Source organism: Enterococcus quebecensis (assembly GCF_001730365.1).
In the GTDB taxonomy this organism is placed as follows: domain Bacteria; phylum Bacillota; class Bacilli; order Lactobacillales; family Enterococcaceae; genus Enterococcus_L; species Enterococcus_L quebecensis.
On record NZ_MIKB01000016.1, the window covers coordinates 65,473 to 87,207 of the forward strand.

Sequence of the window (21,735 nt, forward strand, 5' to 3'; positions counted from 1 at the left end):
ACAGAACCAAAAAAGGAATAATACAGAACAAAATTAACGATTATTCCTTTGAAAAATATTTTATAGTTTTTATTCTTGATTACTACTGAACAGTTAAGAATATTTAATAATCTACGACTTTTTGCTAAAAGAATCGTAATAATCAACGGCATTGCAGAATTAGTAGACAAACTTTTCTTAAATCCAGAAGAAGTCGCATTTCTTTTAAATGGTGGTAATGATCACTTGCAACTTCTATTTATGGATAGTTTAACCAAAGTTGGAAATACGTACGGCGGATTGACGAATATGGTTAAAGAAAGTGTGTATCAAATTCTATTTGGTGGTAGTTTACAAAATCAATTATTTATAGAGAATTTACCATATACACAAAAAAATGTCGTCGTTCCTCGCAATGTACTTCATAGTTTGAAGGATGATTTATTCGAAGATATTGTTATACCGATGGAGGTAGGAGAATGAGAGAAGAAATGAGCACGCCCTTTTTGCCTCTAGGGAGTATTTTACGATTAGAAGAACCTGAAAATGATCAAATACTTTATGTAGTAGTTGCTCGAGCCATTGCGAAAAATGAAATGGACGCAATTTTTTCAAGATATAAAGTTGCGCCCCACCCATTTGGCGATGTACCAAGCCAAGAAGTATTCACAATTAGTGCTGACCAAATTGCTGAGATTATTTTTGAAGGCTATTCAGATCAAAAAGATCAAGAATTTTTAGATGATTTGTTAGTAAAGATGGCCAACGGTCCTATAGTTGCTCCAGAAGCACCCGAGCCAGAAGTGATTCAAGAACCTGAACCAATTTTGGATGAAGCGGAACAATTACAAGAAGATCCATTTTATAAATTTAGAGAGTAAGGAGAGAGAGTATGGGGAAGATTGCATCAAATCAAGGAGTGGCTCAAAATGCAGTTGCAGGAATTAGCAAAGTTTCCGTTAAAAGTGGAAAGACTTGTTCTTTAGGAAGAAGTAACATTTCGAGTATGAAACAAGGAGCTAAAGTAAGTAATCAGATTTTATCCGATTTATCGAAATTAGTTAGTTGTGTAAATGAACAAGCCAATAAATTCCCTAAACTTGCGGCAGTTATTGCTTCTCGTGATAGTCAAACGAGATTTAAGTAGGGAGGAAAACGTATGGCACAAGATAAAAATGAGAAGTTAAGAACGGAGTATACGCAAAAAATTGTTGAGAAAGAACGTCAAATTGACGATTTGAATAGTGAAAAACGACAGATTCAAGAAGTATTTGAGTCATTAGAAACGGAACTAACTCGAAATTTCCGACAGCTACAAGAATTAAATGATGAATTAATAAAAGAAGGGAGTTCTTCTGCTCGATGGGAGCAAGAAGAACTTCATGGGAAAAAGAAGCATTTCGGACAATTTTTTAAAGAACAAAAGCAAGAGTTAGCAGAAATGTATACAAAATCAGCTGAAGAGTTAAACGAAGAACGCACAGAAATCCAGAAAGAAAGGAATGAACTAACATGGGATTAGTCTATTCAAGTGGAGACTCTTCAAAATTGATGAGTGCCATGTCTAGTAATTTATCGACGGCAAAAAGCACCGTGAGTGACTTACGATCAGGAAGTCAGCGCTTAACCGCAGCCGTGGATGGACGTACCTTGTCAGGTGCGGCATATAATGCAGGAAAAGGATTATTTTCAGAATTAATCCTTCCAACGATAAGTCGTGTTACCACATCAATGGACGGCATACAAAATGATTTAGTAAAATATACAGGAGCGAATGCAGCGATTTCAAGTGAAGGTTTTCTAGATGAAGATAAGTTGAACATGCAGATGCAACTTTTGAAAGCATCCAAGGCTTGCTCTAGCAGCTTCAGCAAATGCGGCTGGAAATTTAGCGGCAGGGAATCCAGTACCAGGATTGAAAGATATGTTAAAGCATGCGCAAAATCGGTTGAATCGTATGGCAAATAGCATGCAGGATGATATCGACAAGGTACAGAAAAAAATTAAGAAGTTACATGATTTTTCGAGTCAGACGAATGGACTTTTTAGTAATAGCTTAAATGAGTTAAGTATTGCGATGCAAGGTGTGCTTGTATTGAATGGAACAGTTGTTAATAGTGACGGTTCTTATTCATTGCCAAAAGGGACGGATAAAAGTTGGTTTTCAAAAATGCATCCAAATTCAAACAAAATTCTTGGACAATCGTCTACTAATACTTTTTTGGAATTGTATAAGCAAACAGAAGCTTTACTAAAACCGGTAAAAGGAGGCAAGACAGACAATATTAAACGTTTTGAAATGTTGTTAAAACTTTATCCAGCCTCTGTAGTAAAAAAACTGCTTGCAAATGATGAATTTTGGATGTTAGCGAATAAACTTCCTTCTGGGTGGCAAACCAAACTAATTAATGGACTAGCTAAGTATGAAGCCTTTGGGAAGGCTGTAGTACAAGGAAAATGGATTCCCAAAGTAGATACATTAGGAAAAGCTTACGAATACTTTGGTAAAATTACGAATCCAATCAAAACTTGGGTAGGTGAGAGTCTAAAAAATTCCCAATTTGTTCAAGGTGCAAAACAGTGGGGCGTAGCAAAAGGGTTAGGGAAAGCAGCTACGGTAGCAACTTATGCACAACTAGGGATTACGTTTGTATCAAGTGGAGTAGAAGCTTATGGAAAGACAGGAAGTATTGGTAAAGGAGCTATCGGTGGAGCGATAGATACGTTGAAGAGTGTGGGGCCCCTTGAAGGAATGACAATTGGAGCAGCAGCAGGTGGACCTCTTGGTGCTGCTATAGGTGGAGCATTAGGTGGAATAAATGTTGCGGCTCAGTTTATCAATCCCCATTTATATGATGATATGAAAGATGGAGCTTACAAATTATATGATAAAGGTGCTGAGACAGTCAAAAATATTGGAAAAGGAATAAGTCAAGGCGTTGATACAGTGAAAAACGTTTTTAAAGACGTTGGAAATACTGGAAAAGCATTAGGGGAGGCTATATCTTCGATTAAACTCCCTAATCTTAAATTTGGGTGGTAGCTATGAAACAAAAGAATATTATGACTGCTAGTTTTGAAAAAAGTTTGAATTTATCCGATGATAATTTTATTAAGTATATGATAGAAGACACGAAAGAACGAAAAATTTTTAATGGAAAAAGCAAGATTGGTGTGACTCTTATATCTATTTTTTTGATTGGAATATTATACGTTTTGGCTATCTTTTCTACAAAGGGGATAGAGACTCCTTTTAAAGACAGCCCTGTCCCGCAACCAACAATCAATTTTTTGCCAATATGGTTATTTGGAATTTTATTAATAGTATGGTTTGCTTTTTGGGGATATTCAAGCAGCAAGAGCTATTTAAATGAAAAAATGTTTGCGAATTTTTTTAATGCGCATAATTTTTTGATATGGATAGTTATAGAGGCTAATTTATTGTTTTTGACTTTTTTTTTAAAATCTTTAACAATTATCGGAATAATTATTCTGTTTGGATATACAATTTTAATAAGCAAAAAACAATCTTTAGAAAAACAATTATTTAATATAAAATCAGAAACAAATAAGGTTGATAATACTATGCATAAAATAATTCACTATATGCTTAAGTATGGATGGCTAATAATATTACTTTGGATAGTATGGAAATTTATATTCCCGAATACTGACGGAGCTCGTACAGATATGATGGGATTTATTGGAATTGTTGCTATGTGGATAGCAATTGATATTGGATTTATTGTTCTAGAAGCATATTTATTTTTGCCTTATTTATTGTATGGATACTATAGATATAAATACCCAGAAGAATACAGAGATTGGGAAGGAAAGACCCAAATAGAATGGTATGGAGAGAAATATTTTAATAAACATATTAAAGGAACAGAGAAAGAGGAGAAAATAAATGACTGAAACAAAAAAATTATTACCCTTAGGAAGTGTTGTTTTACTTGAAGAAGGACTTCAAAAACTGTTGATTGTAGGTCGTGGAGCAATTTATACAGACCAAACTACAGGAAAAGATACTTTTGCAGATTATATGTCAGTATTATATCCAACGGGACTGAATCCAGAAACGACAATTTTCTTTAATCATGAAAATATAGATAAAGTGGTATTTGAAGGGTATTCAGATGAAGAAGAAGAAAGATTTATGGAAGTTTATGCAGAATGGAAAGATGGATTAGACGCACAAGATAAAGAAACAGGCAATTCAAATGAGTCAATTGGATTTTAGGTAGAACGATTATTTAAATAGCTACATCAGCGTATAATATAGATATATAGAAAATAGAAGTAATTGATGAGTATTTATTTGATAGATAATTAACAAATATACGCTATATAAAAAGGCAGTGTAAGTACTGAATTTTGGTATTTACACTGTTTTCCTATTCGTTTCAACCAGTTGTTCCAGACATATTTCTACTATATGAACCATTCTATGTAAATCAAAAAAAGCACTTCCCATTTCTGAGAAGTACCTGAAATAATCATATAAAAAAGAAAAATATTTCCATCACTCGACCAAAAAATCGCTTGCTTCGTCCGTATAAAACTCCCCTAAAATCTCCCGAACCTCATCCGTCGATTTCGTACCCATCAACTTAACCCGCAAATCACTAGCACCTGGAAATCCCTTAACATAAATCTTAAAGAAACGATGCAGTCCGACAATTGAACGTGGAACCATTTCAGCATACTGATCCTGTAAATCAACCTGCATCTCCAATAACCCCAGTAACTCTCGTGGAGAATGCTCTCTCGGTTCCTTCTCAAACGCATAAGGATTCTTAAAAATCCCTCGACCGATCATAATCCCATCTACACCATACTGTTCTGCAAGCTTTAAACCAGTTTGGCGATCAGGAATATCTCCATTAATCGTAATCAGCGTGTCAGGCGCTACACGATCTCGAATCTCCATAATTTGAGGAATCAGATCCCAATGAGCATCCACTTTACTCATTTCATTCCGTGTGCGCAAATGGACAGACAGGTTTGCAATATCTTGCTTCAATAAGTGAGTGATCCAATCTTCCATTTCTGCTATTTCGGCATACCCAATTCGTGTTTTTACACTAACAGGTAATCCTCCTGCTTTTGCAGCGTCAATCAATTCTGCAGCAACTTCCGGTCGTAAAATAAGTCCGCTCCCTTTTCCGCGACCAGCAACATTAGGTACAGGACAGCCCATATTAAGATCAATCCCTTTAAAGCCCATTTCAGCTAGGCCAAGACTCATTTTTTTGAAAAATTCTGGATTATCTCCCCAAATATGAGCCACCATCGGCTGTTCATCTTCAGTGAAAACTAAACGACCTCGCACACTCTCGATGCCATCTGGATGACAATAGCTATCTGAATTCGTAAATTCAGTAAAAAAAACATCAGGTGCGCCCGCTTCTTTTATGACATGGCGAAAGACCACATCTGTTACATCTTCCATTGGTGCTAAAACAAAAAAAGGCTTTGGTAATTCTGCCCAAAAATTAGTTGTCATTATATAATCTCCACTCTATTGCTCGCTATTAGTTTCGTAAAAAGCATAATCATTATACTAAGAATGCTGGAAAGAATCAAAGGGAAGATTTTACTGTTGGATTTTTTCTCTAAGAACTATTTATTTCACTTATTTTTAGTAAGTGATACAATAGGTTTATGAATTTGTTCCACAATAAAAAATGTAAGGGAGTTTTTGAAATGGCAACTATTAGTATTTTTGGTAAAGGAAATATGGGAACCGCAATTGGCGGTAATTTTGTAGATGCAGGTAATGAAGTAACGTATATCACAAAAGATAGTACGGTTGATCAATTGGGAGACATTGTTGTCTTAGCTGTGCCATATCCAGCAATTGCTGCTATTTTGGATTCATATAAGAACCTACTATCTGGAAAAATCGTGATTGATATTACCAATCCTGTTGATTTTAATACGTTCGATGGCTTGGTTGTCCCAGCAGATAGCTCCGCAGCAGCAGAAATCGCTAAAAAATTACCTAACTCAGTTGTGATCAAAGCGTTTAATACTACATTTGCGGCTACTCTAGCAAGTAAAAAAGTAGCGGGTGAGCATCAAACCACTGTTTTACTTGCTTCAGATGATTCAAAAGCAAAAGAACAATTAATAAATGTGTTAAATGGTAGTGGTTTAGGCATTATAGATGCAGGATCATTAAAACGAGCACGTGAACTTGAAGCGATGGGCTTTTTGCAAATTACGTTGGCTTCTGCTGAAAAAATCAGTTGGACTGGCGGATTTGGTATTTTTAAATAATTAAGAATAGAAATAAGGCCTGATAGCATGGTGTCTGTCAGGCCTAAAAACGGTATTGTATAAGTTTGTAAATAGAATCAGAAAACAGTTATAACTCCAAGTGATTCCTATTTTTAAATTGTTGTAACAAAATCCAATAGGTCATGATTAAAAATAGCCCGATCCAACGTAAAAACAAGCCATTTTCCTCATTCGTTTTTGGAAGTAGTTTTTGCGCAGTGTCTACAAAAATGGGGGCTTCTCTATAAACTTCGACAGTCACTTCACTCACGACATCTTCGGCACTTGCTATATTAGGGGAATAAAATAAACCAATAATGAATATCAGCAAGAGTGTTACAAGGAAATTATTTTTTTCTTTTGTAAAAAACATAGCTGGCTCCTCCCACGACCATTAAAGTAATGACTACAGCAAGTATGACCCAGATTCGATTATTATTTGAAAGGACTTCTAAACCTTCATTAAGGTAACCTGAATCAGATCGTGAAATGGAAAAGTCACTTTCCCAAACTGCATCAATATCCTTCGATTTTCCAACGATTTTTAAGACATAATCACCTGCTTTTAATTTAGAACTTGCAAGAGATAACTCAGGGGAGAATAGACTGTTTGGTGCTATTTCGACTCCAGACTTATGATCTTTATAAAGAATATCTGATGGTTTTCCTTGTTTATAAATTTCAAATGATAAATTTAGATCTCTGATAATATTTGGCATAGGATTTTCAAAGGACATATCTATTGCTTTTCCAAGGGGATTTTTTGCTAAAACCATGCCTTTATAGTTTAACTGGATATTTTTATTTTCTTTATTCACTCGTATTTTTACTGGAATGTTATAAGCAAAGACATTATTTAATCCCGCAGCAGGTTGCTCTTCATCTTCTTTTTCATGTATGTTGACTGCTCCCAAAATCGTACCGTCAAAATTATCCGTCTGAGATTTTAGCAGTACCTTGACTTGTTGGGTACTATTTGCGTTGACAGTAATTTCTTTTTGCTCTACAGAAGCAACTTGTGAAAATTTATAGCGTTGGCTTTTGTCGTATTTATGGTCGATATCATAGCTAATTGCACCATCTTTGGTTGTCATTCCATCTAAGAGAGCTAATTCCATCGTTTTGTTTTCATCGGATTCATTTGTGATCAGTAGTTCGATTGTTTGGTTAATTGTTGCCGTTGTTCCTATATTAAAATAATCCTCAGTATTGTCTAACTGGTTCTCTGGGATGACTGCTTTGACATAATAAGCTGTTCCAGCTGCGGAAGCAGTGCTGGGGATTAACATTAAGAAAAATGAGAGCAATAGAAGGGGAATAGGGAAAAAGACGTTTGTTTTCATTGCTTAAAACTCCTTTGCAAAAATTTTAGACGAGAGTCCAGTTCAAAATGGTGTGTATTTGATTTTAGAGCATGGAGCAAAACGAAAGAATAATTTTGCTCCATGCTCTTGTCAGATTGATTATACTTTAGGTGTTAATGTCCAAGTGATAGTTGCGCCATATACCCCGGTTTGTAATAAACTGCTTTGACCAATTGCCAATTGAGGGTTAAGTGTTACTGTTTTTCTTTCAGTATTGCCTTCTTGGTAGCCGACTGTAAGAATTTGATGCTCCTCACTATTATTCATAGTTACTTTATCAGTTGGTGACAACGTTTTATCTTCTGTAGATGGTTCTAGCACAACAGCTAGTTTATTTAGTAAAAATCCTTTGTTTCCAAAAGGTCCATCTGTTAGTTTTGATTTAACTGTCCAATCATCTTTGGAACCTGATCCTGTTCGTGTATCAACCACACTGATGGTTGCTTTTCCAACTTCTTTTTCTTTTAAAGTAGACGGATTATCTTTTGTATTTAATTTTTCAAAGATAATACTAGCTTCTGTATTGGCACTTTCGCTAAATTTCATTGTACCTGCTGTAGTAAGGTTTTCAACTTCTACAATAGCAGTACTTTTTACTGAGCCTTCTGCATCTTCTTCTGTTTTAATTGGTGGCATCACGATTAATTCGTTTTCTGGATTAAACGTAAATTCTAAAGGTAGTTCACCTGTGTAAGGTTCGTGTTCAACGGTAATAGTGATATCTTTACCATCCGCATCTTTACCATTTCTAGCATAGGTGAATCGCTTGTTATTTAGTTCTGTCAATTCTAAAGTTGCTGCATAGTTACTACCTACAGAGATATGTGTTCTTTCCTTGTTATCACGAATCACATCGTAATAACCAAAGTCTCCTCTAGATTTACCTGCTGTATCGAAGAATTCATATCTGCCTGATTTTTTGTCATAACGAGCTAATCCTAGGTAGCCTCTATTGTAATCAGAAACATCATTGCCATCTGCATCAAGTGCTTTTGTTCCTTGCCAAAAAGTAGAAGCAAGAATATCAATACCTGGTTGATCTTTGACAATTAAACCTGTTTCTTTCGATAAGACAGGAGGTTGCGAGGTAAACGTCAACTCACCTGCATAAGGGACATGTTCTACAAAGACAAAACCGTTTGATCCGTCTTTTTGTACACCTTGTCTGCGGTAAGTAAACATCTCTTTATCTAATCTCACCATATCAACGACTACTCGGTAACCTAGTTCAGAGAGTAAAATTCTTTTTTTACCATCGGGTGTAATGAAGAATACTCCTTTATCTCCACGAGATACATTGGTTTGTTTGTCGAAAAATTCATAACGGTTGGTAGTAGCATCATATTTTGCTCTACCAATAAAACTACTATTTTGACTTGTTACGTCGTTTCCTTGTGCGTCATAAACAAATGTCCCTTCCCAATTCGTTGAGCCTATTAGTTGGTTGGGCTCAAATTCTGCTGCAAAGGCTTTTGCTCCGCTTGTCACAGCTAATAACGTGAATAATAGTGTAAATAATGCGCAAACATAGGTATCCTTAAACGTTCCTCTTTTAATCATTTGTAAAACCTCCGTTTTTTTATTTGTATAACTAGTGCTTTCACTAATTAATGTTACTTCAAGTTAGTAAACGGGGAATAAACAAAAAATAAACAAAAGATAAATTTTTTTGTAGTTGATTTTTCTGGTAGTGCTAAAGGGTAATATAGAAGGTAGTAGTTTTAGAGTAACCAAAGAAGAGTTCAGGATTAAAAGAGGGTCAAAAAATAGCGGAAACAAAATAAATGGTGTTAGTCTAGTTTATTCTAAAGGTGAGTTTAAAGGTTAGGATTGGGTAGACTTTTCGGAAGTTAGAAGAGAGTAAAGCCGATCCCCAAAAAAACAGTCTTATTTGGAAAAAGATTAGATCAGAACGAACTGATTATATTAATCAGTATTGGTTTAGTGTACAATAAATATTAAAATGGAGGTAAGTTAATGAAAACAAAAACAATTATTAGTTATTGGGGCGCAAGTAACTTTGATAAACGGCTGAATGATTTTCTAGAGTATATTGAAGCTAATCAATTTGAAATTATTCAAATTGATTATCGACACAATTGGGCATTCTATTGTGCGAGTATTTTATATAAATAGTAGATAACAACTATTCAATAAATTTATACAGAATAAAAGTGGGAAAATAATCAGAAAAAAATTGATTATTTTCCCACTTTTTTGATCATAAGGTATATAAAAAGCACTTAAAGATATGGGGAAAGGGCGCCCAGAAACAGATGTCGCATGTGCAGTTAATGCCCTAGTCGGATTAGTTTATGTTCCTTTTTTATTGAACGACTGTCCATTCGTTAAGGGTCTTCCCATTGGCATCAATCAATTCTAACCAACTATTTGTTCCGCCGAAATATAAAAATAAGCCAACTTCATTTACGCTTTTTAAAATAATATCCTCAGTCGTTACATTATTTTTTATCTGATCTTTATGATCTTGTCTGATTCTTTCTCCCATTTTTGCAGAAAAACCTAGAGATCCGTCTTTGTTGAGAGGAGGATTGGCCATCATTGTTGCTCCGGCTTTTAGAAGCATTTCATTTCGTTTATACCAAAGAGCGGTTGCTTTACTTTCTCTTGTATCAATAAAAAACTCAATCTGGCTGATTTCTTTAGTCCATTTATGACGAGCTTTGGCAGGTTTTGCTTTGGCTTTTTTAGGTTCTTCATGATGTTTTAAATGATAACCAAAATTTTCAAGAACCAATAATACTTGATCTTTGTAGTCAGTAACTGTTTTTTCGTAGTTTACTGGGATTTTTGTGTCCTCTTGAGAGGTATTTACAAGTTTTATTCCGCTTTCTGTCGCATCGGCAATGAAAAGTTGTTCAAGGTATCCTAGCTCAACATCCCAGGGAGGGGTGATCGTGATAACTTTGTTAAAATCTATATCCTCATAAGAAGAGTTTGTTTCTGTTTTTTCAATTGCGATAATCGTGTTGTTTTTTAATAAAAAATAAATAGAAGGTTTTTCAACTATAACTTTTCGATCGTTCGTATTAACTATATTTATGGTACCCTGAGTATTGTCAAATTGAATCGTTGTTTTGTTTTCAGTGATAAGTACCTCTAGTTTGATTTGCATATGGGGCTCCTTTTGAAAAATAATTTTCTTTTTTATGTAGGTAACGCTTGAAATGATTTATTTAAATTTTATCATGAAATCAAGAATAAGTCCTATAGTGAAGCTGGAAATCGAAGTTCAAAGTTGTTCTATGAGCGATACAAAAGTGCAGAGATGCAAATGTATAGTTGTCTATTATAAAAAAGTTGAGCATTATCTGTTGACTTTTTCCTCGGATGGCAGTAAGATCTAAATGTAACTTAATTTGTTACTAAGAGTTGGAGTGATAGACATGGCCATGTCAACGAAATTAAGTGTTGCGATTCATATACTCAGTTTGATAGAAATCGGGCCTCCCGATCGTGTCAATTCTGAATTGATCGCTTCAAGTGTAAATACGAATCCTGTTGTAGTTAGAAGATTAATGAGCAAGCTGAAAAAGGCAGGTCTCATTCATACAAGCAGAGGAGCAACCCAAACCTATTTGCTGAAAAAAGCAGAAAATATTTCGCTTTATGATATTTACGAAGCAGTTGAATTAGATCATGAGGTATTCAATATTCACCAAAATCCTAATCCAAACTGTCCAGTAGGAGCAAACATTCAAACGGCTTTAGAAGAACAATATGCAAAAGTTCAAAACAGCATGGAATCAGAATTAAAAGAGATTGTATTGTCTGATGTGATTCATCAAATCAAGCAACGAGAGGCCTGAAAGTGTCTCTTCTCTTTTTTAAGTTAAAATGTAACAAAAAAAGTTTCATTAGAAGAAAGGAAGATTGAATATGAAAGTAGCAATTTTAGGAGCAAACGGAAAAGCAGGTTCAGCGATTTTGAAAGAAGCAAAAAAACGTGGATTAGAGGTTACAGCGATCGTTCGTGATGCAGCCAAGATCACTGATGGAACACCAGTTATTGAAAAAGATGTATATGGATTAACGACAGATGATGTGAAAGATTTTGATGTTTTGGTCAGTGCATTAGGTTTTTGGGGTGATGTTAGTGAGTTTACTGGTTCAACACAACATTTGATCGATATCTTAACAAATCAAAAAACACGTTTGTTGGTTGTTGGTGGAGCTGGAAGTTTATTTGTTAATCCAGAGCATACACTACGCTTAAGTGAGACACCAGAATTTCCAGAAGCATACCAACCATTAGCTACTGCAATGGGTAAAGGATTAGACTTATTGGAAGCGTCTAAAAATGTTAACTGGACATATATCAGTCCAGCAGCAGAATTTGATGCTGAAGGTCCTGCTACAGGTGAATATGTTGCGGCGGGTGAAGAATTGGAAACAGATAAAGAGGGTAAGAGCTACATTTCATATGCTGATTATGCGATTGCAATGGTCGATGAAATTCAAAATAGTGCGCATCTAAATCAACGCTTTAGCGTTCACCAATAGAATGATACTAAAAAAAGAATTTCCCTGTTAAGTGGGAAATTCTTTTTTATTGTTTTTTTAACCGAAACACTTAGAACAAGGAGTTAATCCCCTATTTTTAGCTTCCTCTAATGTCGCCGGAGTGTACGTTCCATTACCGCATTTACGATTATGATATTTGTCTCCAGTCCGAGTAACTAAAACCATTTCTCCAGTTGCTTGTGTGTTTGGCGCGGGCGTCTGAGCTGCTGCTGCCGCTTGTGCTTGCTGTTGTTCAGCTACCGCTTTTTGTGCTTCTTGTTCGGCTTTCTTTTGAGCTTCCGCGACTCTTTTTGCTTCTTCTTTTTGAGCAGTGAGGGTTTGTTTGACCTTTTCAACTCGTTTTGTTAACTCTGTATTATTGTTTGGAAGCTCGTTGATTTTAGCTAGTGCTAAATTGTAATGCTCATCTGTGGGTTCTTGTTCAGCTTTTTCTACCGCTTCACGGGCAGTTGCAATTTGTTTTTCAGTTTTCTCTTTTTCAGCGATTTTTTGTTGAAGAGTTGCGACTCTTTTAAACAAAGAATCTTTATTTAAAGTGGCTTTGGCTACCAAGGCTGCTGCCGAATCTATATGTTCTTTTGTTTGTTTTGTTTCTGCTAGTTCGACGGCTTCATAAATAGGTATGTTTTCTTTTACTATTGCTAGACGATTAGTGAAATCATCTTGTTCTTTAGTAAGTGAAGTGACACGAGTTGCAGCCTCATCATAATTTTTTTGAGTCGGCTTTTTTTCGGCTAAAACTAAAGCAGTTTCCGCTTTTTTGATTGATTCTTGTTCTTGTTTTTCTTCATTTAAAAAAGCAACGAAGGCTTTTGAGGGGCGAACCTCGATCGTTTTTGCTTTGTCATTGTCACCAATTGAAGCGACAAACGTTAGTTTCTTCGGTTGGTCATCTTTTAAGGTTGCTTCATAAGAAAATATGCCCTTTTTAGTTTTGATTTTTTCTCCATCTAGAGTGATATGACTTTGTTCATTTGTTTTTCCTGTGATTATTACTGTTCCTTGCGCATTTGTTTCTACGGATTCTTCAGTTAATTCAATTTGTGGGATTGCAGGCAGTGTGGAGCTAGCTCCAATCATTACAATAAAACTAATTCCGGTTAAAAGTAATGCTTTCTTCTTAGGTTGTTTTTTTATGAAGGATTGTACTAAAAAAAATCCTCCACCAATTACGCCTAAAAAACCAACCAACATAATAAACGTTCCCATAAGTGTCTTTCTCCTCCTTAGTTGTCTTAAATCTTTCACTCGCTAAAATACTAATTTTTAGAATTGATAAAATTTAGTGTCAGCTTCTAAAATTAGATGATATACGAATATACAAATTGTATCATATTATTAATAATTTGATAATTAATCCATCGTTTTAGAAAATAAAATGAGCGAAGTCGTTTAGAAGATATAAAAAAATTTCCTGTGATAAAATGAAATAAGAATCGTTTTCGTATCTTATTAGAGAAGAGGAGAAAAAATGAAAGCAGAGATTATTGCAGTTGGTACAGAGTTGTTATTAGGTCAAGTTGTAAACACGAATGCGACGTTCTTATCAGAAGAGTTAGCAAATTTAGGAATCGAGGTGTACTATCATACCGTTGTTGGAGATAATCCCCAGCGCTTAGAACAATTATTAGTTGAAGCGCAAAGTCGCAGTGACTTAATCGTTTTATGCGGTGGTCTAGGGCCGACGGAGGATGATTTAACCAAAGATATCGTTGCGGCGCACATCCATCATTCTTTAGTAGAAGATGAACAAGCATTAGCTCGTCTTCATGAGTTTTTTACTTTTTCAAAAAGTACAATGACAGAAAATAATTTGAGACAGACTTTAATGATCGAGGGCGGTATTGCTGTTCAAAATCCGACTGGTTTGGCTGTTGGAACACTGATTACTGAAGATGAAACAACATATCTATTATTACCAGGGCCACCTAGTGAGTTAAAACCAATGTTTCAGCAAAATGCCCGTCCGTTGTTAGAGGAACTTTTTCCACAAGAAGAGCAACTAATCTCTAGAGTTCTCAGATTTTATGGCATTGGTGAGTCGCAATTGGTGACAGAATTAAAAGAGTTGATTGATGAGCAAACCAATCCGACAATCGCTCCTTATGCCAAACCGAATGAAGTCACATTGCGTTTAACAGCTAAAATAGCTGATAAAGTAGAAGGTGAACAGTTGCTGGATCACTTAGAATCCCAAGTTATGACAAAAGTCGGTGAATATTTTTATGGGTATGGGGATGAGAACAGCTTAGTCAAAGTAACTGTTGATGCATTAAAGAAGCATGGAAAAACTATCTCGGCAGCGGAAAGTCTGACAGCAGGACTTTTTCAAAGTACCTTGGGAGATGTCTCTGGTGTTTCAGAAGTGTTTAAAGGAGGTTTTGTCACATATTCAGCTGAAACAAAAGAGCAATTTTTAGCTATTGATCGAAAATTACTCGAAAAAGAAGGAACGGCCAGTGAAGCCTGTGCAATTGCTATGGCAGAACAAACAAGAAAACTGGCTGATACAGATTTTGCTGTATCATTTACAGGTGTTGCGGGTCCTAATGAATTAGAAGGACAAGCAGCAGGAACCGTTTGGATTGCTTTGGCAGAAAAAGGACAACCGACAATAGCTGTACTCCAACATTTTAAGCGTGATCGAAAGTATATTCGTTTAAGTGCTGTGATGAAAGGTTTAGATTTGATTCGTAGAGCAGTAGATAAGAAAAAATAAAGAGGCGAATGTTTGTTCGTTTTTCTCTTGCTTTTTTTAAATAAACCAGTTATGATATATTTATTGAAAAGGAATTTAAATCGTTTATATATAAGGAGGATTATCGATTGGCAGATGATCGTAAAGTGGCCTTAGATGCCGCACTAAAAAAAATCGAAAAGAACTTTGGGAAAGGTTCAGTAATGAAATTAGGGGAAAAGATCGATCAACAGATCTCAACTATTCCTAGTGGTTCTTTAGCATTAGATGTTGCATTAGGTGTAGGTGGTTATCCCCGTGGACGAATCATCGAAGTTTATGGACCAGAGAGTTCAGGTAAAACAACCGTAGCTTTACATGCAATTGCATCTGTACAGAAACAAGGCGGAACCGCAGCCTTTATCGATGCAGAGCATGCCTTAGATCCTCAGTATGCACAAGCATTAGGTGTAAATATCGATGAGTTGCTTCTTTCACAACCAGATACTGGTGAGCAAGGATTAGAAATCGCAGATGCGTTAGTTTCCAGTGGAGCTATTGATATCGTTGTTATTGACTCAGTAGCTGCCTTAGTACCTCGTGCAGAGATCGATGGTGAAATGGGAGCAAGTCATGTTGGATTGCAAGCACGATTGATGTCACAAGCCTTACGTAAGCTTTCAGGTTCAATCAATAAGACGAAGACAATCGCAATTTTCATTAACCAAATTCGTGAAAAAGTCGGTGTTATGTTTGGTAATCCTGAAACAACCCCTGGTGGACGTGCCTTGAAATTCTATGCGACTGTTCGTTTAGAAGTAAGACGTGCAGAACAATTGAAGCAAGGAACAGATATCATCGGTAACCGTACTAAAATCAAAGTGGTTAAAAATAAAGTTGCACCACCATTTAAAGTAGCCGAAGTAGATATCATGTACGGCCAAGGGATTTCTCAAGAAGGAGAATTACTGGATATGGCTGTTGAAAAAGACATTGTTGACAAGAGTGGTGCTTGGTATAGCTATAAAGAAGAGCGAATCGGTCAAGGTCGTGAAAATGTCAAAGTTTATATGACTGAACACCCAGAAATGGTGGAAGAAGTTTCTAAACGAGTACGTGATGCATTTGGTATCGGCGATGGAACAACGACTGTTATTGAAGTTGAAGAAGGACAAGAAGAATTACCTCTTGACGGAGAATAATACACTTTATAAAACAAACCAATAAGTGCTTTTAAAAGCATTTCATTGGTTTGTTTTTTTCGTAGCAGCAATTATTTTCAACATAAGAGCTCTTTCGTCTAGAAAGGGCTTTTTTGAGTTGACACACTGGGATACAAACATTAGAATAAAGTTGTATGTAAATACACTTATGCAAGTAGGCATATTGATAATTGATTATAGTTTATCAGAAAACTACATGAATATTGAAAATTTGAAGATAGTCCGGAGGTGGAAACAATGGGTTTAGAAATTCTCCTCGCTATCATCGGTGTAATTGTCGGTCTTGGTTTAGGGTTAGTCGTTGCAAAATCACGTCATGAAAAGGCTATAGATGGTGCAAAGTCGTCTGCAGAAGGTATAATTGAACTTGCCAATAAAGAAGCGGAAACTCTGAAAAAAGCAGCTTTATTAGAAGCTATGGAAGAGAACCAGAAGTATCGTTCAGAAATTGAAAGTGAGTTGAAAGAAAGCAAAGTAGAACTTAAATCTCAAGAAAATCGTTTGTTACAAAGAGAACAAACGCTAGATCGTAAAGATGATTCTCTTGAAAAACGTGAAAACTCACTGGAAGAAAAAGAAGAGAAACTTGGTGCTAGACAGCAATTAATTGATGAGCGAGAAAAAGATGTAGAAGAACTAGTTGAAAAGCAACACCAAGAAATAGAACGTATTGCTTCACTATCAAAAGATGAAGCGAAAGACCTTATTATGAAATCAACAGAAGAAGAGTTAAGTCACGAGTTGACAGTAATGGTTAAAGAATCTGAACAACGTGCCAAAGAAGAGTCAGATCGAAAAGCTAAAAATTTACTTTCTCTAGCGATTCAACGTTGTGCAGCTGATTCGGTCTCTGAAACAACGGTTTCTGTTGTTAGTTTACCAAACGATGAGATGAAAGGAAGAATCATCGGTCGTGAGGGACGTAATATTCGTACGTTGGAGACTTTAACGGGAATTGATTTAATTATTGATGATACGCCGGAAGCGGTAGTACTTTCAGGATTTGATCCAATTCGTAGAGAAATCGCTCGTATGACACTAGAAAAATTAATTCAAGACGGTCGGATTCATCCAGCTCGTATTGAAGAAATGGTTGAAAAATCTCGTAAAGAAATGGATGAACGTATTCGTGAATACGGTGAACAAGCTGCCTTTGAAGTGGGTGCTCACACATTACATCCAGATTTGATCAAGATTTTAGGTCGATTGCGTTTCCGTACAAGTTATGGTCAAAACGTATTAAATCACTCGATTGAAGTAGCTAAACTAACGGGTGTTTTAGCCGCAGAAATTGGTGAAGATATTCAATTGGCAAAACGTGCAGGGTTATTACATGATATCGGTAAAGCACTGGATCATGAAATCGAAGGCTCTCACGTAGAGATTGGTGCTGAATTAGCTGCCAAATACAAAGAAAATTCAACAGTCATCAATGCGATTGCATCCCATCATGGTGATGTAGAAGCAACTTCTGTTATTTCTGTATTGGTTGCTGCAGCAGATGCTTTATCAGCTGCTAGACCAGGGGCTCGTAGTGAGTCTATGGAAAATTATATTCGACGCTTAGAAAACTTAGAAAATATTTCTAATGGATTTGAAGGAGTTGAATCTAGTTTTGCTGTACAAGCTGGACGTGAAGTCCGTGTAATGGTTAAACCAGATGAAATTACAGATTTAGAAGCTGTTCGTTTAGTTAGAGATATTCGTAAGAAGATCGAAGACGACTTGGATTACCCAGGTCACATCAAAGTGACGGTTATTCGAGAAACACGTGCAGTAGATTATGCGAAATAATAAAATGTAATATTGAAAGAAGCAAAGCCTCAAGGCTCATTGCTTCTTTTTTTGTTTTTTCATATAATTAGAAAAAATTCAGAATATTTTTACTGAAATTAACCTAGTGTTTTAATTACGACAACCCCACAACTTTGATATATTCGTTATAGTTTTTATTAAAATTGGGGGTTATTTATATGAAATTAAAGAAAAGTGCCTTACTGGGCTTAATTACTTTATCAAGTATTGCCCTAGTTGCCTGTGGCGGGAATGCTAGCAGCGGATCAAACAGTGATGAAAAAGTTTTTAGATTTGTCGAAAGACAAGAAATGCCAACTGCGGATCCTTCATTAGCAACAGATGAAGTAAGTTTTATTGCTTTAAATAATGTCTATGAAGGAATTTATCGTCTAGATAAAGAGAATAAACCTCAACCAGCAGGAGCGGCCGAAAAAGCTGTGGTTAGTGAGGATGGCCTAACATACAAAATTAAACTAAGAGAAGATGCAAAATGGACAGATGATAAACCAGTAAAAGCTGCGGATTTTGTTTATGGTTGGCAGAGAACAGTGGATCCCAAGACAGGATCAGAATATGCATATATGTTTAACTCTGTAAAAAATGCTGAAAAGATTTCTAAAGGTGAAATGAAGAAAGAAGAACTTGGGATCAAAGCAACTGGTGATTATGAATTAGAAATCACTTTAGAAAAAGCTACACCCTATTTCGATTACTTGTTAGCTTTCCCATCATTCTTACCGCAAAGACAAGATATTGCTGAAAAATATGGCAAAGACTATACAACAGCCAGTGATAAAGCAGTCTACAACGGACCATTCACTTTAACTGATTTTGATGGACCAGGAACAGATACGAGCTGGTCTTATACAAAAAATGATAAATACTGGGACAAAGATACTGTAAAACTTGATAAAGTAGCAATTGATGTTGTAAAAGAAGCGCCAACATCACTAAACTTATTCCAAGATGGCCAAGCAGATGAAGTGCCATTATCTGGTGAGTTAGCGCAACAAATGAAAAATGAGCCCAACTATATTACTTTGAAAGGTGCTTCAACCTTCTATCTTGAACCAAATCAAAGAGAAGAGAACTCACCTTACCGTAATGTAAACTTGCGTAAAGCCATATCTTATGCAATTGACCGCAAGGCTTTAGTCGAGCAGATTTTAGCAAATGGTTCAACAGTTCCAACAGGTTTAGTACCCGTTGGTCTAGCAACTGATCCAAAAACAAATGAAGATTTCACTAAAGAACTTGGTGACGAACTTGCTTATGATGTGGATAAAGCTAAAGAATCATGGGAAAAAGCGAAAGACGAGTTAGGTGTTTCTACATTATCAGTAGATTTACTGATTGATGATACAGACAATGCAAAGAAAATGGCTGAATATCTTCAAGGAACATTATCTGATACTTTGGAAGGACTAAAAGTATCTGTTAGCCCTGTACCATTCTCAGTTCGTTTGGATCGTTCAAACAAAGGAGACTTCCAAATTGCTGTGAGTGCTTGGGGGGCTGATTACGCTGATCCAAGTAGTTTCTTAGATTTATTTACAACAGGTAATTCGTATAACAGAGGACGCTATTCAAACCCTGAATATGATAAATTAGTAAATAGTGCAGCAACTACAAATGCAAATGATCCAGAAGCACGTTGGAAAGATATGCTAGATGCAGAGAAAATATTAATGGGTGACATGGGTGTTATTCCATTGTATCAAAAATCTGAAGCACATCTACGTTCTGATAAAATCAAAGATGTTGTATACCACCCAACAGGTGCGAAATATGACTTCAAATGGACTTATATTGAGGACTAAAAAATAGTAAGAACCTCTTCCAGTAATTTCGCTGGAAGAGGTTCTTACTATTTATATGACAAAGGTTAGGTAAGCTTATAAAAAGATCATCTACTCATAAAAATAAATGCATAGAAAAGTAAAGAACAGATGATCAAACTGAGGAGTATGATAAAAGGTTCCAAAGGCAATAATACATATTATTTATTATAAATTCAAAAAAACATTTCATATAGATTGAATTTACAATAAAAATATATAAAAAAGAACATTTATCTGCATTTTAATTTATTATGTGAATATACATATTACAAATAGGAGTTTACTCATGAAAAAAATAATCGCTAGTATATTCATTTTAATAACGGCATTATTCTTATTGCCGTTATCCAGTGAAGCAGCGCAAATCAATTTTTACGATATTGACACACTTAGTCCCGAAGAACAAGAAACTATTATCAAAGACAAGCCTTCAATAAGTTTGGAGAATGAACAATATAATCTCGTTTATCAAAAATCTTTGACTAGTTCTGGAACGAATGATCACACTCATTCAGGTAACACTTCAAAACCAATGAATCAATCTAGTTTACCAAAAGCCGGAGAGATTGATCACGTTAATTTACTATTATATGGAAGTAGTTTCGTTGCTGTTAGTTTATTTGCTTTATATAAACGAAAAAAGTACAGTCAATTGTTACTTATTATTATTATTCCAGCAACGATAGGAACAACTGCAATGACTGCGTTAGCAGCAGGAGACCCGCTGATTCCGTCAGAAAATATCTCAATTTATAATGGTGAAGTGAAAAGTCTTGAACCAGCTGTAATTGAGGGGTATACCTATGTTGGGTACTACTCAGTTTCAGAGACTACTTTGCCAGAAGTTGAGTCAACGGTCTTAGTACGTTATGTTGATGAAAATAACAATGAACTTCATGTATCGCAAACAATGACTGGTTTAATTGGTGAGAACTATGATGCATCTACAGAAAAATACAAGCTGCCGATCCAAGGTTATACTTTAAATGAAACAAAGCTACCAACGAATGCTATAGGGACTTTTGCAGAAAAAGAACAAACAGTCGTTTATGAATATAAAAAAGAGGCTGATAATAAAGGAACCCTAACTGTTCAATATTTAGACAAAAATGGGGATGAAATCCTGCCATCTGAGGTTGTGACTGGTGAATTAGGTCAGGCATTTCATATCGAGAAAAAAGAAATCACCAACTTTTTGTTTGAGCATTCAGAAGGTGAAATTGACGGAGTGTTTTCAACAGATGAAATGGTCATCAAATTATATTACACAGATGAAGCGAAAATAAATATTCATTATATTGATAAAAATACGAAAGCCCCGCTTGTTCTCAATGCACTTAAAGATTATGCAGATTACTTACGACCTGATGTGAGTGATATTGATGACTACTATTATACGAGTTCATACGATGGGAAGACCTATACTCTAGGTAGTGTTGTAACATCGGATCAACTGACTGTAAAAATTGGAACGGTGTATACTTTGCCAAAAGAAATCAGATTTTTAATGACGAAACCAGATGGACAAACGATGGAAACATTTTATTTTCCAAAGGTTGTTAATATGCCTGGAATAGGATTGATTACAGCTATTAGCAGTTATTCAAACTTTTTATACTTTAATGAACAACCAGAGTATATTCCAGAGAATTATACAGGGACTGCAGATCAACTTGAGATAGATGTAACGTATGAAGTAACTTCTACGACATATCATATTCCTGGATGGTAAGACTAAAAATAAGAACTTTTGAAAGAAATCGCTGTTGTTTATGATCAAAATGAAACGTGTAGAGAAACTCTAGGCAGAGCTTTCAGAACAGAGATAACGAATTGTTTACTAGAAATAAAGAGTATGTAAATAAACTATGTAAGTAGCTAATTTTTGGTTAAGCTTCTTGCATAGTTTTCTTGTTATTTGAAAAAATCTGATAAAATAAAAAAAACAGGGTCGCAGAGAATGCTAATCCAAGTAAAGGGACAGACAAGTAGTAGTTTAATATTGCGTTACTTTGGATTGTAAA

The 21,735-nt window shown here is 35.5% G+C and carries 23 protein-coding genes; 17 read left to right on the forward strand and 6 right to left on the reverse strand.

Features of this window, described 5'->3' with window-relative positions:
- The first annotated feature begins 75 nt into the window (after nt 1-75).
- The 8 genes from BCR23_RS11515 to BCR23_RS11545 are packed head-to-tail and all read left to right on the forward strand — an operon-like array spanning nt 76 to nt 4,222.
- Nucleotides 76-462 carry a hypothetical protein gene (locus BCR23_RS11515; RefSeq protein WP_069635631.1) on the forward strand — a complete coding sequence of 129 codons (387 nt, stop codon included), beginning with the start codon at nt 76-78 and terminating at the stop codon, nt 460-462.
- Nucleotides 459-860: a DUF4176 domain-containing protein gene (locus BCR23_RS11520; RefSeq protein ID WP_069635632.1), complete on the forward strand. Its 402-nt coding sequence runs from the start codon at nt 459-461 to the stop codon at nt 858-860. The genes BCR23_RS11515 and BCR23_RS11520 overlap by 4 nt, the downstream gene beginning before the upstream one ends.
- A gap of 11 nt (nt 861-871) precedes the next feature.
- The gene (locus BCR23_RS11525; RefSeq protein ID WP_069635633.1) at nt 872-1,126 is read left to right on the forward strand and encodes a hypothetical protein; all 255 of its coding nucleotides are present in this window, start codon (nt 872-874) and stop codon (nt 1,124-1,126) included.
- 12 nt (nt 1,127-1,138) lie between these two features.
- Nucleotides 1,139-1,501: a hypothetical protein gene (locus BCR23_RS11530; RefSeq protein ID WP_069635634.1), complete on the forward strand. Its 363-nt coding sequence runs from the start codon at nt 1,139-1,141 to the stop codon at nt 1,499-1,501.
- Nucleotides 1,492-1,947, forward strand: coding sequence for a hypothetical protein (locus BCR23_RS14985; RefSeq protein ID WP_338030593.1), 456 nt, complete (start codon nt 1,492-1,494; stop codon nt 1,945-1,947). Before BCR23_RS11530 ends, BCR23_RS14985 begins: the two co-directional genes overlap by 10 nt.
- Nucleotides 1,904-3,022 (forward strand): hypothetical protein, encoded by a 1,119-nt coding sequence (locus BCR23_RS11535; protein WP_338030594.1) that lies wholly within the window; start codon nt 1,904-1,906, stop codon nt 3,020-3,022. The genes BCR23_RS14985 and BCR23_RS11535 overlap by 44 nt, the downstream gene beginning before the upstream one ends.
- Nucleotides 3,023-3,024: 2 nt before the next feature.
- Nucleotides 3,025-3,897 (forward strand): hypothetical protein, encoded by an 873-nt coding sequence (locus tag BCR23_RS11540; protein WP_069635635.1) that lies wholly within the window; start codon nt 3,025-3,027, stop codon nt 3,895-3,897.
- Nucleotides 3,890-4,222: a DUF4176 domain-containing protein gene (locus tag BCR23_RS11545; protein WP_069635636.1), complete on the forward strand. Its 333-nt coding sequence runs from the start codon at nt 3,890-3,892 to the stop codon at nt 4,220-4,222. Before BCR23_RS11540 ends, BCR23_RS11545 begins: the two co-directional genes overlap by 8 nt.
- Nucleotides 4,223-4,504: 282 nt before the next feature.
- Here the strand turns inward: BCR23_RS11545 and BCR23_RS11550 are convergent, their stop codons facing one another.
- Entirely contained in the window at nt 4,505-5,488 is a 984-nt protein-coding gene (locus BCR23_RS11550; RefSeq protein WP_069635637.1) for a tRNA dihydrouridine synthase, read from the reverse strand.
- A gap of 200 nt (nt 5,489-5,688) precedes the next feature.
- Between BCR23_RS11550 and BCR23_RS11555 the strand changes: the two genes are divergently transcribed.
- Nucleotides 5,689-6,264 carry an NADPH-dependent F420 reductase gene (locus BCR23_RS11555; RefSeq protein ID WP_069635638.1) on the forward strand — a complete coding sequence of 192 codons (576 nt, stop codon included), beginning with the start codon at nt 5,689-5,691 and terminating at the stop codon, nt 6,262-6,264.
- Between the two features lie 88 nt (nt 6,265-6,352).
- Here the strand turns inward: BCR23_RS11555 and BCR23_RS11560 are convergent, their stop codons facing one another.
- From BCR23_RS11560 to BCR23_RS11570, 3 genes are all read right to left on the reverse strand, one after another.
- On the reverse strand, nt 6,353-6,637 hold the full coding sequence (locus BCR23_RS11560) for an LPXTG cell wall anchor domain-containing protein (RefSeq protein ID WP_069635639.1): 285 nt from the start codon (nt 6,635-6,637) through the stop codon (nt 6,353-6,355).
- Entirely contained in the window at nt 6,612-7,607 is a 996-nt protein-coding gene (locus tag BCR23_RS11565) for a DUF916 domain-containing protein (protein WP_069635640.1), read from the reverse strand. The genes BCR23_RS11560 and BCR23_RS11565 overlap by 26 nt, the downstream gene beginning before the upstream one ends.
- Before the next feature lie 120 nt (nt 7,608-7,727).
- Entirely contained in the window at nt 7,728-9,188 is a 1,461-nt protein-coding gene (locus BCR23_RS11570; protein ID WP_069635641.1) for a DUF4822 domain-containing protein, read from the reverse strand.
- A gap of 417 nt (nt 9,189-9,605) precedes the next feature.
- Here BCR23_RS11570 and BCR23_RS14785 point away from each other — a divergent pair, with 417 nt between their 5' ends.
- Complete coding sequence (locus BCR23_RS14785; protein WP_167352174.1) at nt 9,606-9,764, forward strand: hypothetical protein; 159 nt, start codon at nt 9,606-9,608, stop codon at nt 9,762-9,764.
- Nucleotides 9,765-9,954: 190 nt separating this feature from the next.
- Here the strand turns inward: BCR23_RS14785 and BCR23_RS11575 are convergent, their stop codons facing one another.
- Nucleotides 9,955-10,764, reverse strand: a complete 810-nt coding sequence (locus BCR23_RS11575) for a hypothetical protein (protein WP_069635642.1) — start codon at nt 10,762-10,764, stop codon at nt 9,955-9,957.
- Nucleotides 10,765-11,035: 271 nt separating this feature from the next.
- Between BCR23_RS11575 and BCR23_RS11580 the strand changes: the two genes are divergently transcribed.
- Nucleotides 11,036-11,458: an Rrf2 family transcriptional regulator gene (locus BCR23_RS11580; RefSeq protein ID WP_069635643.1), complete on the forward strand. Its 423-nt coding sequence runs from the start codon at nt 11,036-11,038 to the stop codon at nt 11,456-11,458.
- Nucleotides 11,459-11,528: 70 nt separating this feature from the next.
- Entirely contained in the window at nt 11,529-12,152 is a 624-nt protein-coding gene (locus BCR23_RS11585; RefSeq protein ID WP_069635644.1) for an NAD(P)-dependent oxidoreductase, read from the forward strand.
- Nucleotides 12,153-12,209: 57 nt separating this feature from the next.
- Here BCR23_RS11585 and BCR23_RS11590 read toward each other — a convergent pair whose 3' ends face one another.
- Nucleotides 12,210-13,382, reverse strand: a complete 1,173-nt coding sequence (locus BCR23_RS11590; RefSeq protein WP_069635645.1) for a hypothetical protein — start codon at nt 13,380-13,382, stop codon at nt 12,210-12,212.
- Nucleotides 13,383-13,644: 262 nt separating this feature from the next.
- Between BCR23_RS11590 and BCR23_RS11595 the strand changes: the two genes are divergently transcribed.
- From BCR23_RS11595 to BCR23_RS11615, 5 genes are all read left to right on the forward strand, one after another.
- The gene (locus BCR23_RS11595) at nt 13,645-14,892 is read left to right on the forward strand and encodes a competence/damage-inducible protein A (protein WP_069635646.1); all 1,248 of its coding nucleotides are present in this window, start codon (nt 13,645-13,647) and stop codon (nt 14,890-14,892) included.
- A 107-nt stretch (nt 14,893-14,999) separates the two neighbouring features.
- Nucleotides 15,000-16,052: a recombinase RecA gene (recA, locus tag BCR23_RS11600; protein WP_069635647.1), complete on the forward strand. Its 1,053-nt coding sequence runs from the start codon at nt 15,000-15,002 to the stop codon at nt 16,050-16,052.
- A gap of 258 nt (nt 16,053-16,310) precedes the next feature.
- Nucleotides 16,311-17,867, forward strand: a complete 1,557-nt coding sequence (gene rny, locus BCR23_RS11605) for a ribonuclease Y (protein WP_069635648.1) — start codon at nt 16,311-16,313, stop codon at nt 17,865-17,867.
- 179 nt (nt 17,868-18,046) lie between these two features.
- Nucleotides 18,047-19,690, forward strand: coding sequence for a peptide ABC transporter substrate-binding protein (locus tag BCR23_RS11610; RefSeq protein WP_069635649.1), 1,644 nt, complete (start codon nt 18,047-18,049; stop codon nt 19,688-19,690).
- A 307-nt stretch (nt 19,691-19,997) separates the two neighbouring features.
- Nucleotides 19,998-21,443: a MucBP domain-containing protein gene (locus BCR23_RS11615; protein ID WP_069635650.1), complete on the forward strand. Its 1,446-nt coding sequence runs from the start codon at nt 19,998-20,000 to the stop codon at nt 21,441-21,443.
- Nucleotides 21,444-21,735 lie beyond the last annotated feature (292 nt).

What these genes read in the sequence shown, in the direction of transcription:
- BCR23_RS11520 (WP_069635632.1), top strand. Translation starts at nt 459, where the DNA reads ATGAGAGAAGAAATGAGCACGCCCTTTTTGCCTCTAGGGAGTATTTTA.
- BCR23_RS11525 (WP_069635633.1), top strand. Translation starts at nt 872, where the DNA reads ATGGGGAAGATTGCATCAAATCAAGGAGTGGCTCAAAATGCAGTTGCA.
- BCR23_RS11530 (WP_069635634.1), top strand. Translation starts at nt 1,139, where the DNA reads ATGGCACAAGATAAAAATGAGAAGTTAAGAACGGAGTATACGCAAAAA.
- BCR23_RS14985 (WP_338030593.1), top strand. Translation starts at nt 1,492, where the DNA reads ATGGGATTAGTCTATTCAAGTGGAGACTCTTCAAAATTGATGAGTGCC.
- BCR23_RS11535 (WP_338030594.1), top strand. Translation starts at nt 1,904, where the DNA reads ATGTTAAAGCATGCGCAAAATCGGTTGAATCGTATGGCAAATAGCATG.
- BCR23_RS11540 (WP_069635635.1), top strand. Translation starts at nt 3,025, where the DNA reads ATGAAACAAAAGAATATTATGACTGCTAGTTTTGAAAAAAGTTTGAAT.
- BCR23_RS11545 (WP_069635636.1), top strand. Translation starts at nt 3,890, where the DNA reads ATGACTGAAACAAAAAAATTATTACCCTTAGGAAGTGTTGTTTTACTT.
- BCR23_RS11550 (WP_069635637.1), bottom strand. Translation starts at nt 5,488, where the DNA reads ATGACAACTAATTTTTGGGCAGAATTACCAAAGCCTTTTTTTGTTTTA.
- BCR23_RS11555 (WP_069635638.1), top strand. Translation starts at nt 5,689, where the DNA reads ATGGCAACTATTAGTATTTTTGGTAAAGGAAATATGGGAACCGCAATT.
- BCR23_RS11560 (WP_069635639.1), bottom strand. Translation starts at nt 6,637, where the DNA reads ATGTTTTTTACAAAAGAAAAAAATAATTTCCTTGTAACACTCTTGCTG.
- BCR23_RS11565 (WP_069635640.1), bottom strand. Translation starts at nt 7,607, where the DNA reads ATGAAAACAAACGTCTTTTTCCCTATTCCCCTTCTATTGCTCTCATTT.
- BCR23_RS11570 (WP_069635641.1), bottom strand. Translation starts at nt 9,188, where the DNA reads ATGATTAAAAGAGGAACGTTTAAGGATACCTATGTTTGCGCATTATTT.
- BCR23_RS14785 (WP_167352174.1), top strand. Translation starts at nt 9,606, where the DNA reads ATGAAAACAAAAACAATTATTAGTTATTGGGGCGCAAGTAACTTTGAT.
- BCR23_RS11575 (WP_069635642.1), bottom strand. Translation starts at nt 10,764, where the DNA reads ATGCAAATCAAACTAGAGGTACTTATCACTGAAAACAAAACAACGATT.
- BCR23_RS11580 (WP_069635643.1), top strand. Translation starts at nt 11,036, where the DNA reads ATGGCCATGTCAACGAAATTAAGTGTTGCGATTCATATACTCAGTTTG.
- BCR23_RS11585 (WP_069635644.1), top strand. Translation starts at nt 11,529, where the DNA reads ATGAAAGTAGCAATTTTAGGAGCAAACGGAAAAGCAGGTTCAGCGATT.
- BCR23_RS11590 (WP_069635645.1), bottom strand. Translation starts at nt 13,382, where the DNA reads ATGGGAACGTTTATTATGTTGGTTGGTTTTTTAGGCGTAATTGGTGGA.
- BCR23_RS11595 (WP_069635646.1), top strand. Translation starts at nt 13,645, where the DNA reads ATGAAAGCAGAGATTATTGCAGTTGGTACAGAGTTGTTATTAGGTCAA.
- rny (WP_069635648.1), top strand. Translation starts at nt 16,311, where the DNA reads ATGGGTTTAGAAATTCTCCTCGCTATCATCGGTGTAATTGTCGGTCTT.
- BCR23_RS11610 (WP_069635649.1), top strand. Translation starts at nt 18,047, where the DNA reads ATGAAATTAAAGAAAAGTGCCTTACTGGGCTTAATTACTTTATCAAGT.
- BCR23_RS11615 (WP_069635650.1), top strand. Translation starts at nt 19,998, where the DNA reads ATGAAAAAAATAATCGCTAGTATATTCATTTTAATAACGGCATTATTC.